This is a genomic window from Sorangium sp. So ce176 (assembly GCF_051519835.1).
GTDB classification, from domain to species: Bacteria; Myxococcota_A; Polyangia; order Polyangiales; family Polyangiaceae; genus Sorangium; species Sorangium cellulosum_G.
Genome location: NZ_CP150371.1, coordinates 10,901,808 through 10,921,206, shown reverse-complemented (window position 1 = coordinate 10,921,206; position 19,399 = coordinate 10,901,808). Strand labels below are relative to the sequence as shown.

Here is a 19,399-nt window from a genome sequence, read left to right as displayed (position 1 = left end):
ACCGTGTCTACCAAGCCTGATCCCTCTGCCAACATCGAAAGCGTCTATCCACTCTCGCCCATGCAGGAGGGGATGCTGTTCCACACGCTCCTCCGCCCGTCCTCGGGCGTCTACCTCATGCAGAACCGCTATCGCATCGAGGGCGATCTGCAGATCGACGCGTTCGAGCGGGGCTGGCGAGAGGTGGTGGCGCGGCACGCGATCCTGCGCACCTCCTTCGTCTGGAGGAGCCAGAAGCGCCCGCTCCAGGTCGTCCACAAGGCGGTGGAGCTGCCGTTCGAGCTGCTCGACTACCGGGGCCTCGCCGGAGAGGCCCAGGAGGCGCGCATCTGCAGGGAGCTCCGCGACGAGCTCGACCGAGGGCTCGACTTCGGCAAGGCGCCGGTGATGCGCCTGCGCCTCGTCCGGCTGGGCGACCGGACTCACGAGCTCATCCACAGCTTCCATCACATCCTCCTCGACGAGTGGTGCACGTCGCTCCTGATGATGGACTTCCTCGCTCACTACGAGGCGCTCGTCCGGGGCGACGCGCCCCGCCCCCCGCCCGCGCGCCCCTACCGCGATTACATCGACTGGATAGGGCGGCGAGACGCCCAGGCCGCAGAGGCGTTCTGGCGGGGCGCCCTCGAGGGCTTCGGGGCCCCGACGCCGCTCGGGTTCGAGGAGCGCTCCGAAGGCGCGACGGCCGCTGATCATGCCGAGATCGACGACATCACGGTCCGGCTCGGCGCGGGGCCCACGGCCGCGCTGCGCGTGCTCGCCCAGCGCCATCGCCTCACGCTCAACACGATCGTGCAGGGCGCCTGGGCCCTGCTCCTCAGCCATTACAGCGGCGAGCCCGAGGTGCTCTTCGGCGTCACCGTCGCCGGGCGTCCCCCGGAGCTGCCAGGGGTCGAGTCCATCCTGGGCCTCTTCATCAACACGCTGCCGCTGCGCGTCCCGGTCCCCGCGGACAAGCCGCTCTTGCCGTGGCTCGCCGCGATCCTCGATCAGAACCTGCAGATGCGGCAGCACGAGCACACGCCGCTCGTGGACATCCAGCGCTGGAGCGGGATCGAGCGCGGACAGCCGCTGTTCCATAGCCTCTTCGTGTTCGAGAACGCGCCTGTCGATCCCGCGCTCCGCGAGGGGCGGATCGTCTTCCGGATCGGGGACGTCCGCGACCGCGTCCACACGAACTACCCGCTCACGCTCATGTCGTGGCCCGAGGCCGAGCAGCCCCTCAAGCTCTCCTACGACAGGTCGCGCGTCCGGCCCGAGCTCGCCGCGCGGCTGCTCGGCCACCTGCGCGCCCTCCTCGAGGGCATGGCCGCGCGGCCCGGCGCGCGCCTCGGCGAGCTGCCGCTCCTCACGCCGGCCGAGCGAGAGCAGGCGCTCGTCGCGTGGAACACGACGCCCGCGGCCCCGGAGGATCTCTCGTCCTACGCCGCGCGCTTCCACGCCCAGGTCGCGCGGACGCCCGACGCCGTCGCCGTGTCCTCTGCGGATCGGCGGCTGACGTACGCCGCGCTGAACCGCGACGCCAACCGCGCGGCGCACGCGCTGCTCGCGCGCGGCGTCGGCCCCGAGGAGCGGGTGGCGCTGCTCGACGACCGGGGCATCCCGCTGCTCACCATGATCCTCGCCGTGCTCAAGGCCGGCGGGGCGTACGTGCCGATCGATCCCGCCTACCCGGCCGAGCGCGTGGCGCAGATCCTCGCGTCGAGCGAGCCGCGCGTCGTGCTGACGCGCGACCGGCACCGCGCGACTTTGGAAAGGGTCGTTTCTTCGCTGCCCGAGGCGCGCCGGCCGGCGATCGCGACCATCGAGGGCGCCCTCGACGAGGCCTCGTCCGACGAGGACCCGGAGGAGCGCGGCGGGCCGGGGCACCTCGCCTACGTCATCTACACGAGCGGCTCCACCGGGGTGCCCAAGGGCGCGATGGTCGAGCGGCGCGGAATGCTCAACAACATGCTGAGCAAGATCCCGCGGCTCGGCCTCGCGGCGGGCGACGTCATCGCGCAGACGGCGTCGCCGTGCTTCGACATCTCGGTCTGGCAGTTCCTCACCGCCCTGCTCTTCGGCGGCACGGTCGACATCGTGCCCGACGAGATCACGCGCGATCCGGCCCGCCTGCTCGAGCACATCGAGCGCCGGGGGATCGCGGTCGCCGAGCTCGTCCCCGCCGTGCTCCAGGGCATGCTGGACGCGGCCCTGGAGCACCCCGCGCCGCCGGCGCCCACGCTCGCGCGGCTGCGCTGGATCCTGCCGACCGGCGAGGCGCTCCCCGCGGCGCTCGCCCGGGCGTGGCTCGACCGCTACCCGGCGGTGCCCCTCATGAACGCCTACGGGCCCGCGGAGTGCTCGGACGACGTGGCGCTGCACGCGATCACCGCCCCGCCCGCGGCGCACGAGGCGCAGGTCCCGATCGGGCGGCCGGTGGACGGCTTCAGGCTCTACGTGCTCGATCACCTGCTCGTCCCGTCGCCTGTCGGCGTGACCGGCGAGCTCTACGTGGGCGGCATCGGCGTCGGGCGCGGCTACCTGGGCGAGCCGGGCCGGACCGCCGCCGCGTTCCTCCCCGACCCCTTCAGCCAGGCGCCGGGGCGCCGGCTCTACCGGACCGGGGATCTCGGTCGCTACCGCGACGACGGCACGATCGAGTTCGTCGGCCGGCGGGACCACCAGGTCAAGCTGCGGGGCTACCGCATCGAGCTCGGCGAGATCGAGGCGCGGCTCGCCGAGCACCCCGCCGTGCGGGAGGCCGCGGTGCTCGTCCGGGAGGACCGGCCGGGGGTGCGGCGGCTCGTCGCCTACGCAGCCGCCCCGGAGCCGGCGCCCGCAGCGGAGGCGCTGCGCGCGTGGCTCGCGGAGCGCGTGCCCGAGTACATGGTGCCGCCGGCCTTCGTGTTCCTGCCGGCGCTGCCCCGCACGCCGAACGGCAAGGTGGACCGGCGCGAGCTGCCCGCCCCCGAGGGCGGCGACGCGCGCAGCCACGTCGCGCCGCGCACCGCGACCGAGGAGCTGCTCGCCGGGATCTGGGCCGAGGTGCTCGGCGTGGAGCGGGTCTCCGTCGAGGACTCGTTCTTCGATCTCGGCGGCCACTCGCTGCTGCTCACGCAGGTCCTCTCGCGCGTGCGCCGCGTGCTCGACGTCGAGCTCCCGCTCCGCGCGCTCTTCGAGACGCCGACGGTGGCTGCCCAGGCGCGCGCCGCCCTGGAGGCGCGGCGCGGCCCGCTGGCCCCGCCGGCGCCGCCGCTCCTCGCCGGGCCGCGGAGCGGCCCGCCGCCGCTGTCGTTCGCGCAGGAGCGCCTGTGGTTCCTCGCGCAGCTCGAGGAGACCGCGGCGTCGTACAACATCCCGGCGGCCGTGCGCCTGCTCGGGCCGCTCGACGCGGCCCGCCTCGAGCGCAGCTTCGCCGCGCTGATCCGCCGCCACGAGTCCCTGCGCGCCACGTTCGACGAGCGCGACGGCCGGGCGGTGGCGATCATCCACGCCGAGCAGCCGGTGACGCTCTCCACCGGGGACCTCCGCGCCGCGCCCGAGGGCACGCGCGAGGCCGAGGCGCTACGGCTGCTCGAGGAGCAGGCCAGCCGGCCCTTCGACCTCCGCCGCGGGCCGCTGCTCCGTATCTCGCTCGTGCGGCTCGGCGAGCGCGAGCACCTCCTGCTCGTCGTCCTCCACCACATCGTGTCGGACGGGTGGTCGATGAACGTCCTCGTCCGCGAGGTGGCGGAGCTCTACGCCGCCGACGCGGAGGGGCGCGCCGCGGCGCTCCCGTCGCTCCCGATCCAGTACGGCGACTACGCCAGCTGGCAGCGCGCGTGGCTCACGGGGGCGGCGCTCGACAGGCAGCTCGCGCACTTCCGGCAGCGGCTCTCCGCGGAGCCGCCGGTCCTGCGGCTGCCCACCGACAAGCCGCGCCCCGCCGCGCGGTCGTACCGGGGCGCCCGCCACAACTTCGAGCTCCCGCGCGAGCTCTCCGCCGCGCTCGGCGCGCTCGCCCGCGGCCAGGGCGTCACCACGTACATGCTGCTCCTCACCGCGTTCCAGGCGCTCGTCGCGCGGCGGAGCGGGCAGACGGACCTGTGCATCGGGACGCCGATCGCGGGCCGCACGCGCGTCGAGGTCGAGGGGCTCATCGGGCTCTTCGTCAACACGCTCGTGCTGCGGGCCGACCTCGCGGGGGACCCGCGCTTCACGGATCTGCTCTCGCGGACGCGGGAAGAGGTGCTGGCCGCGCAGGCGCACCAGGACCTGCCGTTCGAGCAGCTCGTGAAGGCGCTCCGGCCGGCGCGGGATCTCGGGAGCACCCCGCTGTTCCAGGTGATGTTCTCGCTCCAGGAGGCCTCGCGGCGCGCGCTCCCGCTCGCCGACCTCGAGCTCCGGCCCGTCGAGGTGGATCCGGGCAGCGCCCAGTTCGACCTCTCGCTCCATATGGCGACCGGGCCGGAGGGGCTGAGCGGCTCGTTCGAGTACAGCACGGAGCTCTTCGAGGAGCGCACGATCCGCCGCATGGCGGACGACCTCCGCGCGCTGCTGGAGGCGGTCGTGGCGCGGCCGACAGCGCGGCTCGGCGAGCTGCCGCTGCCCGAGCCGCCCGAGGCAGCGCCGCCGGCCGACGCGGCCATCGCTGCGGCGCCGCCGATCGGCGCCGGAGGAGCGCCCAGGGGCGCGGCGCACGACGCCGCCCCGGGCGCGGACGTCGAGGCGGAGCTCGCGCAGATCTGGGCCGCGGTGCTGGGCCGCGAGCGCGTCGGCCGCGACGACAACTTCTTCGAGCTGGGGGGCGACTCGATCCTGAGCCTCCAGGTCGTGTCCCGCGCGAAGCAGGCGGGCCTCCGCCTGACGGCGCGCCAGATGTTCCAGCACCAGACCCTCGCGGAGCTCGCGGCCGCCGCGAGCGTCGCCTCGGCCGCGGCGTCGGCCGGGGAGGAGCCGGCGACGGGCGATGTCCCCCTGATCCCGATCCAGCGGCGGTTCTTCGCGCGCGATCTGCCGAACCCCCATCACTGGAACCAGGCGCTCCTGCTCACGGTCGCCGAGCCCCTCGACTGGCCGGCCCTGCAGGCGGCGGCGGAGGCGCTCCTCGGCCACCACGACGCCCTGCGGCTGCGCTACGTGCCGGAGGGCGGCGGCTTTCGCCAGACGCACGCGCCCGGCGAGCCCGAGGCCGTCGCGCACCGGGCAGACCTCTCCAGGGTGCCCGAGGCCGACCTGCCGCGGGCGATCGAGGCGCACGCGTCCCGGTGGCAGGCGAGCCTCGACCTGACGGCGGGGCCGGTGCTCCGCGTGGTCGGCTTCGACCTCGGCGCCGGCCGGCCGGGGCGGCTCTTGCTGGCCGCGCACCACCTCGTCGTCGACGGCGTGTCGTGGCGGATCCTCCTCGACGATCTCCAGGCCGCCTACGATCAGGCCCGCCGCGGGGCACCGGTGCAGCTGCCCGACAGGACCACCTCGTTCAAGCGGTGGGCGGAGCGCCTCGAGGCCGCGGCGCAGGGCGCGGTCCTCCAGGAAGAAGCGGCCTTCTGGCTCGGGCTCCCCTGGGATCGGGCGGCGCCGCTGCCGGTCGACACGCCGGCGGGAGATCGCGCGGAGACGGCCATGGCCACGGTCAAGGCGGGCCTGAGCGGGGCCGAGACGCGGTCGCTGCTCGAGGACGTGGCGGACGCGTACCGGACGCGCGTCGACGAGGTCTTGCTGGCCGGGCTGGCCCTCGCGCTCGCGCGGTGGACCGGGCAGCGCGTGGCGGCGATCGAGGTCGAGGGCCACGGGCGCGAGGCGCTCGACGGCGAGGACCTGGACCTGTCGCGCACCGTCGGCTGGTTCACGAGCGCCTACCCGGTGCTGCTCGATGTAGCGAAGGACGCGGCGCCGGGCGACGTGCTCAAGGCGGTGAAGGAGCAGCTCCGCCGCGTCCCGCGGCGCGGGCTCCCCTACGGCGCGGTGCGGGAGCTGGGAACGGGGGCGATCGCCGACCGGCTGCGCCGCCTGCCGACGCCGGCCATCGCGTTCAACTACCTGGGCCAGTGGGATCAGGTGGTCGGCGCGGGCGCGCGGTTCTCCCTGGCCGCGGAGTCGCCCGGCGCCGAGCACGACCCGCGCAGCCCGCTCCCCTACGAGATCGAGATCGACGCGGCCGTGTACGACGGTCGGCTCGAGGCGACCTTCCGTTACAGCGCCGCGCGGTACCGGCAGGAGACTGTCGCGGCGGTCAGCGCGCTGTGGCGCGACGCGCTGAGAGAGCTGATCGCGCACTGCCTGTCCCCCGAGGCCGGCGGCTACACGCCGTCGGACTTCACCGACGTCGCGCTCGCGCCGGACGAGCTGGACTCCATCCTGGAAGCCTTGGACTGAGGCCATGACGAACAAGAAAAAAGACGTTGAGTCGATTCATTACCTCTCCCCGCTCCAGCAGGGATTGCTCTTTCATGCGGTCTCGGACCGGTCCGCCGACCCGTACTTCGTCCAGGTGGCCTTCCTGCTGGAGGGGCGGCTCGATCTGGACGCCTTCGAGCGCGCCTGGCAGGCGCTCGCGGAGCGGCACCCCATCCTGCGCACCGCCTTCGTCTGGGAGGGCGTCGCGAAGCCCGTGCAGGTCGTCCGGCCGCGGGTGACGATCCCGGTGGCGCGCCACGACCTCCGCGGGCTCGCGGCCGGCGAGCGCGAGGAAGCCCTCTCCGCGCTCATGGCCGCGGACCGGCGCGCCGGCTTCGACCTGCTGAAAGCCCCCCTCATGCGGCTCACGGTGGTCCAGGCCGAGGACGATGCCTTCTATTTCATCAACAGCCATCACCACCTCCTGCTCGACGGGTGGAGCTTCGCGCTGCTGCTGAGAGAGGCGCTGCTCGTCTATCGGGCGCTCGCGCGGGGCACGACGCCCGAGCTGCCGCGGCCGCGCCCGTACAGGGAGTACCTGAGCTGGGTGCAGGCCCAGGACGAAGGCGCGGCCGAGCGGTTCTTCCGCGGCGCGCTGGCCGGGTTCCGGGCGCCCACGCCGCTCCCGATGGAGGCCGGCCCGGCGGCGGGCGCGGCAGGCGGCGACGCGTTCCCCTGCGCCGAGCAGGCGCTGCGCTTCTCGCGGGCCGAGACGGAGGCGCTCGCGGCCTGCGCGCGCCGCCTGCGCGTCACGCTGAACACCCTCGTGCAGGGCGCGTGGGCCCTCCTGCTCTCCCGGCACAGCGGAGAGCCCGACGTTGTCTTCGGCGCCACGGTCTCGGGCCGCCCCCCGGAGCTCCCCGGCTCCGAGGCGATCGTCGGCGTGCTGATCAACACCTTGCCGGTGCGGGTCCGCGTGGACGAGCACGAGCCGCTCGCCGCGTGGCTCTCGCGGCTGCAGGACCGCAACAGCGAGCTGCGCCAGCACGAGTGGGCCCCCCTCTCGCTCGTCCAGCGCTGGAGCGACGTGCCGGGCGGGAGGTCGCTCTTCGACAGCCTGGTGGTGTTCGACAGCTACCCCGAGGAGGAGGTGCCCGACGCGCAATCCGACGTTCGCGACGTGCGCGTCCGCGCCCTGCCCCGGCCCGGCGGCGGGCGCGTCGGCGACGCCCTGCTCACCGACGGGCGCAACAACTACCCGGTGTCGCTCATCGTCGAGCCGTCGAGCGAGCTCGGGCTCATCCTCTCGTACGAGCGCCGCCGGCTCACGCACGAGGCAGCGGCCAGCCTGCTCGGCCAGTGCCGCGCGCTGCTCGAGGCCATGGCGGCGCGGCCGCGCGCCCGCCTGGCCGAGCTGCCCCTCGTGGGCGCGGCCGAGCGGCGGCGCCTGCTCACCGACATGAACGCGACGGCCACGGCCTCCGCGCCGTCGGCCTGCGTCCACGAGCTCTTCGAGGCGCACGCCGCCGCGCGGCCCGACGCGCTCGCGGTCGTCTGCGAGGAGACGGCGCTGACCTACGGGGAGCTCGACCGGCGGACGAACCAGCTCGCGCGGCGACTGCGGGCGCTCGGCGTGAGGCCCGAGGACAGGGTCGTCGTGTGCATCGAGCGCTCGGCGGAGATGGTCGTCGCGCTGCTCGGCGCGCTCAAGGCCGGCGCCGCGTACGTGCCCGTCGATCCGAAGTTCCCGCGCGAGCGGCTCCGCGCGGTGGTCGAGGACAGCGGCGCGCGCGCCGTGATCACGCAGGAGCGGTGGGCCGGCGCGTTCGACGGGCCGGGGCCGGCGCTGCTCTTGCTCGACCGCGACGCGGGCGCCCTCGCGGCCGAACCCGACGCGCCGCTGCTTGGACAAACGGCCCGGACCGACAACCTCGCCTACCTCATCTACACCTCGGGCTCGACGGGGCGCCCGAAGGGCGTCGCCGTCGAGCACCGCCACCTCGCGAGCTACGTGCGCGGCGTGCTCGCGCGGCTGCCCCTCGCCGAGGGCGGCGGCATGGCGCTCGTCTCGACAGTGGCCGCGGACCTCGGGCACACGTCGCTCTTCGGCGCGCTCTGCTCGGGCCGCGCGCTGCACGTCCTGTCCGAGGCGCGGATCTTCGATCCCGACGCGACAGCCGAGTACATGAGCCGCCACCGGGTCGACGCGCTCAAGATCGTCCCCAGCCACCTCGGCGCGCTCCTCGAAGCGGCGCAGCCCGAGAACGTCCTGCCGACGCGCTGCCTCGTGCTCGGCGGAGAGGCCTCGAGCTGGGCGCTCATCGAGCGGATCCGGAAGCTCGCGCCGGGCTGCACCGTGGTGAACCACTACGGGCCCACCGAGACGACCGTTGGCTCGCTCACATGGCAGGTCGATCCAGCGGCAGGCCGCTCCGGAGCGACAGTGCCCATCGGGCGGCCGCTCCCCAACACCCAGGCGTATGTCCTTGGTGTAAATTTCGAACCGTTGCCGGTGGGCGTGCCTGGCGAGCTCTACCTGGGCGGGGCCGGCGTGGCGCGCGGCTACCACGCGCGCCCCGAGCTGACGGCGGAGCGGTTCGTCCCGGATCCGTTCGGCGGGGTTCCCGGGGGTCGGCTGTACCGCACCGGGGATCGGGCGCGCGTCCTTGCGAGCGGCGCGATCGAGTTCCTCGGGCGCACCGACCACCAGATCAAGCTGCGCGGCCATCGCGTCGAGCTGGGCGAGATCGAGGCGCGGCTGCGCGAGCAGCCCGAGGTGCGCGAGGCGGTCGTGGCGGCGCGGGACGGCGGCGGGGCCTTGCGCCTCGTGGCCTACGTGGTGGCGCGCGAGGCGGCGGCGCTCGACGCGGCGGCGCTCCGCGGCCGGCTCGCGCAGCAGCTGCCCGAAACCATGGTGCCCGCCGTGATCGTGCCGCTGCCGGCGCTGCCGCTCACCGGGAACGGCAAGATCGACCGCGCGGCGCTGCCGGAGCCCGGGCGGGCGGGCGCGCCGGAGGCCGGCGGCTTCGTCGCGCCGCGGAACGAGGTCGAGGCCACGCTCGCCCGGATCTGGGCCGACATCCTGCGCGTGGAGCGGGTCGGCATCCACGACAACTTCTTCGCCCTCGGCGGCGACTCCATCCGGAGCCTCCAGGTCATCGCGCGCGCGAACCAGCGCGGCGTCAAGCTGAGCCCGAAGGACCTGTTCGACCATCCCACCGTGGCCGCCGCCGCGGCGGTCGCTGTCTCCTCCGCGCCGGCCTCGACCGCGGGCGCTGCTCCCGTCGCCCCGGGCGCAGCCCCGGACCAGGCCGGAGCGCCGCAAGCAGATCGGCCCGGGGCGACGCCGCCCCGGTTCTCGCTGAGCGGCCTGACCGACGACGAGATCGCGCGCCACCTGCCGGATCCGTCAGGGCTCGATGACGTCTACCCGCTCTCGCCGATGCAGGAGGGGATGCTCTTCCACACCCTGCTGAACCCCGGCTCGGGCATCTACCTGATGCAGCAGCACTACGTGTGGCACGGCGCGCTCGACCCCGACCTCGTCGTCGAGGCCTGGCGGCGGGTGGCGGCGCGGCACCCGATCCTGAGGACGTCCTTCGTCTGGAAGGATCTCGAGCGACCGCTCCAGATCGTCCACCGGGAGGTCGACCTCTCCGACGTCATCCGGTTCCTCGACTGGCGCGACAGGACCGAGGCCGAGCAGGAGCGGCGCCTCGCCGAGGTGCTGGAGTCCGAGCTCGCCGAGGGGCTCGACATGACCCGGCCGCCGCTCCTGCGGATCCGGCTGATCCGCGTGCGGGACGACGCCTACCGCATCGTCCGGAGCTTCCACCACATCCTCACGGACGACTGGTGCTTCTCCGTGCTGATGATGGAGTGCCTGTCGTACTACGCGGCGCTCCGCGAGGGCCGCCCGCTGGAGCTGCCCGAGCCGCGGCCGTACAGGGACTACATCGCGTGGCTCGCGCGCCAGGACCTCCCGGCGGCCGAGCGGTTCTGGCGCGAGGAGCTCCGCGGCTTCACGGAGCCGACGCCCCTCGGCGTGGACCGGATCCTCCCCGACGGCGCGGCGCCGCCCGCGGGGGCCGGGGTGAGCGACGCGTTCGTCGAGCTGCCCCCGGCGTTGACCGAGGCGCTGCTCGGCCTCGCGCACCAGCACGGCCTGACGCCCAACACCTTCGTGCAAGGGGCCTGGGCGCTCCTCCTGAGCCGCTACAGCGGCCGGCGCGACGTCGTGTTCGGCGTGACCGTGGCGGGCCGCCCGACCGATCTGCCCGGCGTGGAGACGATCGTCGGCCTCTTCATCAACAGCCTGCCGCTGCGGGTCCGCGTGTCGCCCGAGCAGCCGCTCGTGCCGTGGCTCAAGGGGCTCCTGGCCCACAACTACCGTATCCGCGAGGTCGAGTATCCGCCGCTCGTCGAGATCCAGCGGTGGAGCGAGCTCCCCAGGGGACAGGCGCTGTTCGGCAGCCTCGTCGTCTTCGAGAACGCGCCGAAGGACCCCCGCCTCGGGGAGCAGGTGGGCGACGTCCACCTCTCCTACGAGCAGGACAGGGTCCACACGAACTACCCGATGACGGTCGTGGCCTACCCGAGCGCGGGGCTCGGGATCCGGCTCTCGTACGACAGGCGCCTGTTCGATCACGACGCGGTCGAGCGGATGCTGGGCCACCTGGTCGAGCTGCTCTCGGAGATGGCCCGCCGTCCGGAGGCCCGGCTGGGCGACCTCTCGCCCCTGGGCGAGCGCGAGCGCCGGCAGCTGCTCCTGGAGTGGAACGACACGAAGGGCGCCGAGCCCGCCGCGCCGGGCTACGTGGCGCTCTTCGAGGCCCAGGCGCGCAAGACGCCGGACGCTGTCGCCGTGACGTGCCGCGAGCGCCGGCTCACCTACGCCGCGCTGAACCGCGCCGCGAACCACGTGGCCCACGCGCTGCGGGCCCAGGGGGTCGGTCCGGACACGATCGTCGCGGTGCTGGAGTCGCGCGACATCGAGCTGGTCGTCGCGGTGCTCGGCGTGCTCAAGGCCGGCGGCGCGTACCTCCCGCTCGATCCGCACCAGCCCGAGCAGCGCATCGCCGGCGTCGTCGAGGCGAGCCGCGCGCCCGTCGTGGTGACGTCGGAGGCGTGGGTGCCGCGGCTCGCGAGGGCGCTCGCGCACCTGCCCGAGCCGGCGCGGCCGCGGTTCGTGACGCGCGAGCGGCTCGCCGCGCAGCGCGGGCCCGCGCCCGTCGACGACCCCCCGCGGCGCGCGGGCCCCGGCCACCTCGCCTACGTGATCACCACGAGCGGATCGACCGGCGTGCCGAAGGGCGCGATGGTCGAGCACGCGGGGATGCTCAACAACGTGTGGGGGAAGATCCCCGCACTGGAGCTCGGCCCCTCGGACGTGATCGGCCAGACAGCGTCCCAGTGCTTCGACATCTCGGTGTGGCAGCTCCTCACGGCGCTGCTCTGCGGCGGCCGCGTCCACATCGTCCCCGAGGAGATCGTGGGCGACCCGCGGCGCCTCGTGGAGGAGGCCGAGGCGCAGGGGATCACGGTCCTCGAGCTGGTCCCGTCGCTCCTCGGGGAGCTCGTCTCGGCGGACGCGGACGCGCCGCGCCTCTCGCGCCTGCGGTGGATGCTGCCCACGGGCGAGGCGCTGACGCCCGACCTCTGCCGCCGGTGGTTCGCGCGGTACCCCCGCGTCCCGCTGATGAACGCCTACGGGCCCGCCGAGTGCGCCGACGACGTGGCGCTGCACGCGATCACGGAGGCCCCGGGGCCCGAGGTCGTCCACGTGCCCATCGGCCGGCCCGTGCCCAACGTGCGGCTCCACGTCGTGACGGGCGACGACCTCGCGCCCGTGGGCGTGACCGGCGAGATCTGCGTCGCGGGCGTCGGCGTGGGGCGCGGCTACCTGAACGACCCCGCCCGGACCGCCGAGGCCTTCGTGCCCGATCCCTTCGGCGGCGCGCCCGGCGCGCGCATGTACCGCACCGGCGATCTCGGCCGGCGCCTCGCGGACGGCACCCTCGAGTTCTCGGGGCGGCGCGATCACCAGGTGAAGATCCGCGGCTTCCGCATCGAGCTCGGGGAGATCGAGGCGCGCCTCGCGCAGCACCCGGAGGTCCGCGAGGCCGTTGTCGCGGTCCGGGAGGAGCGCGCCTCGGGCAAGCGGCTCGTGGCCTACGTCGTCGGCGAGGACGGCGCGGCCCCGGCGCCCGAGCGGCTGCGCGAGTTCCTGAAGGAGACGCTGCCCGACTACATGGTGCCGCCCGTCTTCGTCGCCCTGCCCGCGCTGCCGCTCACCCCGAACGGCAAGGTGGACCGCAAGGCGCTGCCGGCGCCGGAGGCGCCCGCTGTCGACGCGGGCGGCGCGGCGGGCGGCGCCCCGACGACGCCGACAGAGGAGGCCCTCGCGGGCATCTGGGCGGAGGTGCTGGGGCTCGAGCAGGTCCCCGTCCACGCGGGCTTCTTCGAGCTGGGCGGGCACTCGCTGCTGGCCACGCAGGTGGTGTCGCGCGTGCGCAAGGCGCTCGGCGTCGAGCTGCCGCTCCGCAGCCTGTTCGACCACCCCACGGTCGCGGAGCTCGCCCGCGACGTCGACCGGCGCCGCGGTCCGGCCGGCGGCGCGCCCGCGGCCGGGCCGCCGCCGCTCGTCCCGGTGCCGCGAGGGGGGCCGCTGCCGCTCTCGTTCGCGCAGCAGCGCCTGTGGTTCCTGGCGCAGCTCGAGCCCGACAGCGCGGGGTACAACATGACAGCGGCCGTGCGCGTCGAGGGGGAGCTCGACGTCGCGCTGCTCCGGGAGAGCCTCGTCGCGCTCGTCCGGCGCCACGAGTCGCTGCGGACGACGTTCGGCGTGGCCGCCGGCGAGCCGGTGCAGGTGATCGCCCCCGACGCCGCGCCGGAGTTCGAGGAGGTGGACCTGTCGGCGACGCCCGCCGGGGAGCGCGGCGCGGCGATCCAGCGCCTGGCCGCGGACCGCGCGGAGAGGCCGTTCGACCTCGGTCGCGGCCCGCTCCTGCGGGTGACAGCGATCCGGCTGCGCGACGACGAGCTCGTGCTCGTCGTCGTCGTCCACCACATCGTGGCGGACGGCTGGACCATGAACGTGCTCGTCGCGGAGCTGGCCGAGCTGTACGCGGCGGCGCGGGCCGGGCGGCCGCCGGCGCTGCGGCCGCTGCCCGTCCAGTACGCGGACTTCGCTGTCTGGCAGCGGCGGTGGATCCAGGGCGCGACCCGCGAGGCGCTGCTCGGCGCCTGGCGCGAGCGGCTCGCCGGGCCCCCGCCGGCGCTCGATCTGCGCCCGGATCACCCCCGGTCCGGCGCGTCGAGCTACAGCGGCGGGCGCCACACGATCGCGGTGGACCGCGCGCTCTCCGAGGCGCTGCGCGCGCTCGGCCGGCGCGAGGGCGCCACCCTGTTCATGACGCTGCTCGCCGCGTTCCAGATCGTGCTCCTCGGGCGCTCCGGCCAGACCGACATCCTCGTCGGGACCGACGTCGCGGGCAGGAGCCGCGCGGAGACCGAGGGGCTCATCGGGTTCTTCGTCAACCTGCTGGTCCTGCGCACCGATCTCGGCGGCCTGCCCACGTTCCGGGAGCTCCTCCGGCGGGTCCGGGAGGTCACGCTCGACGCGTACGCGCACCAGGATCTGCCGTTCGAGCAGGTCGTCGACGCCGTGAAGCCGGCCCGCGAGCCCGGCCGCCACCCCCTCGTGCAGGCGCTGTTCGTGCTGCAGAACGTGCCGGCGTCCGAGATCTCGCTGCCCGGGGTGCGCTTCAGCGCCGTGGAGCTCGACAGGGAGGTGTCGCGGTTCGACCTCGGCGTGTTCGTCGACGAGGGCGACGAGGGGCTCACGTGCGCGTGGAAGTACCGCGCCGATCTGTTCGAGCCGCCGACGATCGCGGCGATGGCGGCCCACTTCATGGCCGTGCTGCGGGCCATCGTGGACGACCCCGACCGCCGCGTGACGGCGCTCGCGGCAGCGGAGAGGAAGGAACGCACCATGGAAGGACGCGCGCGCGACGAGGGCCGGCTCCGGAGCCTCAAGCGCATCACCCCCCGCAAGGTGGACGTGGGCCCGAGCGCGCTGGTCGCGACAGGCACGCTGGGCGACGGGCCGCTGCCGCTGGTCGTGAGGCCGGCGGTCGACGACGTGGACCTCGCGGCCTGGGCCCGCGAGGAGCGGGCGTTCGTCGAGGCGCAGCTCCTGCGGCACGGGGCCGTCCTGTTCCGCGGCTTCCCGATCCGGAAGGTCCAGGAGTTCGAGCAGGTAGCGCAGGCCGTGTGCGGCGAGCTGTTCGGCGAGTACGGCGATCTCCCGCGGGAGAAGACGGGGCAGCACATCTACAGCTCGACGCCCTACCCGGCCGACAAGGCCATCCTGTTCCACAACGAGAGCTCGCACCTGCCGCGCTGGCCGCTCAAGCAGTGGTTCTTCTGCGTGCAGGCCGCGCCGGAGGGCGGCGCGACGCCGATCGTTGACTGCCGGCGGCTGTACGACGCGCTCGCGCCCGACGTCCGCGAGCGCTTCCGGCGGTCGGGGCTTCTCTACGTGCGGAACTTCACGCCGGGCTTCGACGTGGGCTGGCAGGATTTCTTCCACACAACGGATCCCGCCGTCGTGGAGGAGCGCTGCCGCGCGGGCGGCATGCGGTGCGCGTGGCTCGCGGGCGGCCGGCTGCGGATCAGCCAGCGCGGGCCGGCCGTGCTCGCGCACCCGAAGACGGGGGAGCCTGTGTTCTTCAACCAGATCCAGCTCCACCACCCGGCGTACCTGGAGGCGCCGGTGCGCGAGTCGCTCCTGGCCATGGTCGGCGAGGAGTGGCTGCCCCGCAACGTCACCTACGGCGACGGCGCGCCGATCGAGGTCGAGACGACCCGCGCGCTCGGCGAGGCCTACGAGCGCTGCGCCGTGCGGTTCCCGTGGCAGGAGGGCGACATCATCCTGCTCGACAACATGCTCGTGGCCCACGGCCGCGATCCGTTCTCGGGTCCGCGGAAGATCGTGGTGGCCATGGGCGAGATGATGACGGCCGAGCGGGCGGCGCAGGCGGCGCGGGCGTCGGATGGCGCGGTGGCGTCATGACGACGCAGGTCACCGAGCCCGGGACGAGCGTGCAGGGCGTGCGCCTGTCGCCGGAGCAGCGGCGCCTGTGGGCGCTCCACCGGAGCGGGACGGCGGTGCTCACGCGCGGGCTGATCCGGCTGGAGGGAGCGCTCGATCCCGCGCGGCTGGCCGGCGCCCTCGGCGAGGTCGTCGCGCGCCACGAGATCCTGAGGACGGCGTTCCGCCGGGATCCGCGCCTCAGGTTCCCGCTGCAGGCCGCCTGCGGGGCGCCTCCCGCGTGGCGCCGGGTGGATCTGGGCGGGCGCGCGGCGGGCGAGCAGCAGGCGCACGTCGAGGCGCTCTGGCGCGAGGCAGCGCGGCTCGAGGTCGACCTCGAGCGCGGGCCGCTGCTCCACGTGTGGCTGGTGCGCCGCGCCGATCGGCTGCACGACCTGCTCGTCGCCGCGCCCGCGCTGTGCGCGGACGCCGCGACGCTGGACCTCCTGTTCGGCGAGCTGGCCGAGGCCTACGCCGGCGCCGGCGCCGGCGCCGGCGATCGACGGGAGCCCGCGGAGGAGCCGCTGCAGTACGCCCAGTTCTCCGAGTGGCAGAACGAGCTCGTCGGCTCGGCGGAGAGCGCCCCGCCGCCCGCGGGGGTGCCCGTCGTGCTGCCGTTCGAGGGCGCCGCCGGCGAGGGCGGCGCTCGCGGGGAGGTCGTCGAGATCGAGGTCGACGCGGCGCTGCTCGGCCGGCTGGAGTCGCTGGCGCGCGGCGAGGGCGCCTCGCTCTCGTCGGTCCTGCTCGCGGCCTTCCAGGTGCACCTCGCGCGCCTCACCGGGTCGCGGGAGCTCGTCGTCGCCGTGGCCTCGGCCGGGAGGAGGATCGAGGACGTCCAGGAGGTCATGGGTCCGGTGGCCAAGTGGTTCCCGGTGCCGTGCCGCGTGGACGACGCGGCGCGGTTCGCGGAGCTGGTGCTCCGGGCGCAGGCCGGCGTCGAGGAGGCGACCGAGGAGGAGGAGCGCTGGAACCCCGACCTGCCGGCGGACGGCGGGGGGACCTGTGGCACCGTCGGCTTCGAGCTCTCCTCGCTCCAGGAGCCCAGGGTGGCGGGGGGCCTCGCGTGGCGCGTCGAGCGCCGGTGCACGGGCGCGGGCGGGCTCAAGCTCGCGCTCTCGGCCCAGCGCGGCCCGGGCGGCTTGCGCCTGTCGTTCTGGCACGACGCGCGCCGGTTCGGGGCGGAGGGCGTGCAGGGGATGGCCGAGCAGTACAGGGCGCTGCTCGGCAGCGCGGCCGACGCCTGGTCGGCGCCCGCCGCGCGCCTCGGCCTGCTCGGCCCCGCGGAGCGGGCGCGGCGGCTCTCGGAGGGCCGCGGGGCGGGCGGGGTGGCGAACGACGCCGCGCCCCCGCCGTACCTCCACGCCGCGTTCGAGGAGCACGCGGCGCGGCAGCCCGACGCGCTGGCCGTCGTCGCGGGCGATCGGCGGCTGACCTACGGCGAGCTGAACCGGCAGGCCAACCGGCTCGCCCACCACCTCCGCCGGCGCGGCGTCGGCGGCGGCAGCCCTGTCGGCCTCTGCGGCGAGCGATCCGTGGACGTGATCGCGGGTCTCCTCGGCATCCTGAAGGCCGGAGGCGCCTACGTGCCGCTCGACCCGCACGCCCCCGTGCAGCGGCTCGCCCAGCAGATCCGGCGCGCGGGCCTCTCCGTCCTGCTCACGGGCGCGGCCGTCCGCGCCCGGCTGCCGGACCTGTCGGACACCGAGTGCGCCGTCCTCTGCCTGGACGACGCGGCGCTCCTCGACGGCGAGCCCGCCGGCGATCCTGCCGTGCCGGTGCTGCCCGACGACATCGCGTCCGTCGTCTTCACCTCGGGCTCGACAGGCGAGCCCAAGGGCGTCGGCGTGACGCACCGGGGCATCGCCGGCTACACCCGGTCGGTGTGCGAGGCGCTCGGGATCGAGCCCGGGCTGCACTTCGCGACCGTCTCGACGCTGAGCGCCGATCTCGGCAACACGAGCATCTTCGGCGCGCTCGCCACGGGCGGTTGCCTCCACGTGATCGGCTACGAGACGGCGACCGACGGCCGGCTCTTCTCGGAGTACTACCGGCGCTGGCCGATCGACGTGCTGAAGATCGTGCCGTCGCACCTGAGCGCGCTGCTCGACACGGGCGAGGGGGCGGCGGTGCTGCCGCGGCGGCTCCTGGTGCTGGGCGGAGAGGCGCTGCCGCTCGCCCTCGTCGAGCGGATCGCGGCGCTCTCGAGCGGCTGCGCGGTGGCGAACCACTACGGGCCGACCGAGACGACCGTCGGCGCGCTTGTGCAGCCGCTGCGCGCGCTGCGCGATCGCCGCGGGTGCGCCTCGGTGCCGATCGGCCGCCCGCTGGCCAGCGCGGAGGCGTACGTGCTCGACGAGCGCCTGGAGCCGGCGCCGGCGGGCACGGTGGGCGAGCTGTACCTGGGCGGCGCCGGCCTGGCGCGCGGGTACCTCGGGCAGCCGGATCTGACAGCGGAGCGGTTCGTGCCGCACCCCTTCGGCGAGGGCGCGCGCCTCTACCGCACGGGCGATCGGGCGCGGTACCGGCCCGACGGCGCCATCGAGTTCATGGGCCGGCGCGATCACCAGGTGAAGATCCGCGGCTACCGCGTGGAGCTCGGCGAGATCGAGGCGCGGGTCCGGGAGCACCCCGGGGTCGGGCAGGCGGTCGTCCTCGCCGCGCGCCAGGACGGCGCGCTCGGGCCGACCCTCGTCGCGTACGTCGTCCCCCGGGAGGGGGCGATCGACGAGGCCTCGCTGCGCGCGTTCCTCAAGGACCGGCTCCCCGAGTACATGCACCCGAGCGACCTCGTGCTGCTGCGCGCGCTGCCGCTGACAGCGAACGGCAAGGTGGATCGAGGGGCGCTGCCCAGCCCTGCGGCGCGGCGGCGGCGCGAGTACGTCGCGCCGCGGACGCCGGTCGAGGAGGCGCTCGCGGCGATCTGGGCCGACGTGCTGGGGCGCCCGCAGGTGGGCGTCGAGGACGACTTCTTCGAGCTCGGCGGGCACTCGCTGATGGCGATCCCGCTGATGCACCGGATCCAGCAGGCGCTCGGCGGCTCCCTGTCGCTGATGGCGATCTTCGACGCGCCGACGATCGCGGGGCTCGCCCGGCTGCTCGCTGCCGAGCGCCCGGCGTCGAGCGTCGTCGTGCTCCGGCCGGGCGGCGCGCGCCCGCCGCTCTTCTGCGTGGACTCCTCGGGCCTGCACGTCAGGGCCTACCAGGGCCTCGCCGCGGCCATGAGCGAGGAGCAGCCGGTGCTCGGGCTCGATCTGGGCCCGTCGCTCGCGCGCGACGCCGGGGCGCTCTCGCTCCCTCGGATCGTCGAGCAGCTCTCGCGCGAGATCCGGGAGCGGCAAGCGCGCGGGCCGTACCACCTCCTCGGGTGGTCCGTCGGCGGCGTGCTGGCGCTCGCGATCGCCCGGGCGCTGGAGGAGCAGGGCGAGCGGGTCGCCTTCCTCGGCATGCTGGACGCGCAGCCGCGCACGCGGCTCTACGCGGCGGGCGAGCCGGATGTCGTCGAGGAGCTGGCGGCGTACGTCGATCAGGACCGCTGCGCGGCGCTGCTCGCGCTCCCGCCGGCGGAGCTCGACGCGCTGCGGGAGCGGCTGAAGGGGCTGGGCGACGGCGATCGCGTGGCGGAGGCGGTGCGCTGGGCCCAGGCCCGCGGCTTCGCGTCGAGCGACATCCCGCCCGCCGCCTATCACCACCGGTACGCGCTGCTCCGAGGCGCGGCCTTGCTCACGAAGGATCTGCCGCCTCGGTGCGTCGCGGCGCCGATTCACGTGTGGTGGAGCGCCGACACGATAGCGCGCAACGGCGGCCCGCCCGTCGAGTGGCAGCAGTACACGGCGGGCGCGGCGCACACAGCGATTCTTCCGGGCGATCACATCGATGCAGTGCAAGGGGCCGACGCGCATGCGCGCGTACGCGAGACCCTGGAGGTCCTCGACCCCGCGGAGCGCGCCCGGGAGCGCGCGGAGCGAACAACCCTCACCAGGGAGTCCCCATGAACCTCTCAGCAGCTTC

General features: G+C 74.9%; 3 protein-coding genes. All 3 read left to right on the top strand.

From position 1 onward, the window contains the following. The first annotated feature begins 3 nt into the window (after nucleotides 1–3). From WMF42_RS41220 to WMF42_RS41210, 3 genes are read left to right on the top strand one after another with little or no spacing between them, the layout of a single operon-like run. Entirely contained in the window at nucleotides 4–6,336 is a 6,333-nt protein-coding gene (locus WMF42_RS41220; RefSeq protein WP_437688557.1) for an amino acid adenylation domain-containing protein, read from the top strand. A gap of 4 nt (nucleotides 6,337–6,340) precedes the next feature. Then, nucleotides 6,341–15,373, top strand: a complete 9,033-nt coding sequence (locus WMF42_RS41215) for an amino acid adenylation domain-containing protein (RefSeq protein ID WP_437688555.1) — start codon at nucleotides 6,341–6,343, stop codon at nucleotides 15,371–15,373. Then, nucleotides 15,370–19,383 (top strand): non-ribosomal peptide synthetase, encoded by a 4,014-nt coding sequence (locus tag WMF42_RS41210; protein ID WP_437688553.1) that lies wholly within the window; start codon nucleotides 15,370–15,372, stop codon nucleotides 19,381–19,383. The genes WMF42_RS41215 and WMF42_RS41210 overlap by 4 nt, the downstream gene beginning before the upstream one ends. The last annotated feature ends 16 nt before the right edge of the window (nucleotides 19,384–19,399 follow it).

Excerpts from the sequence above, each read along its gene's own strand:
- WMF42_RS41210 (WP_437688553.1), top strand. The coding sequence starts at position 15,370 with ATGACGACGCAGGTCACCGAGCCCGGGACGAGCGTGCAGGGCGTGCGC.
- WMF42_RS41215 (WP_437688555.1), top strand. The coding sequence starts at position 6,341 with ATGACGAACAAGAAAAAAGACGTTGAGTCGATTCATTACCTCTCCCCG.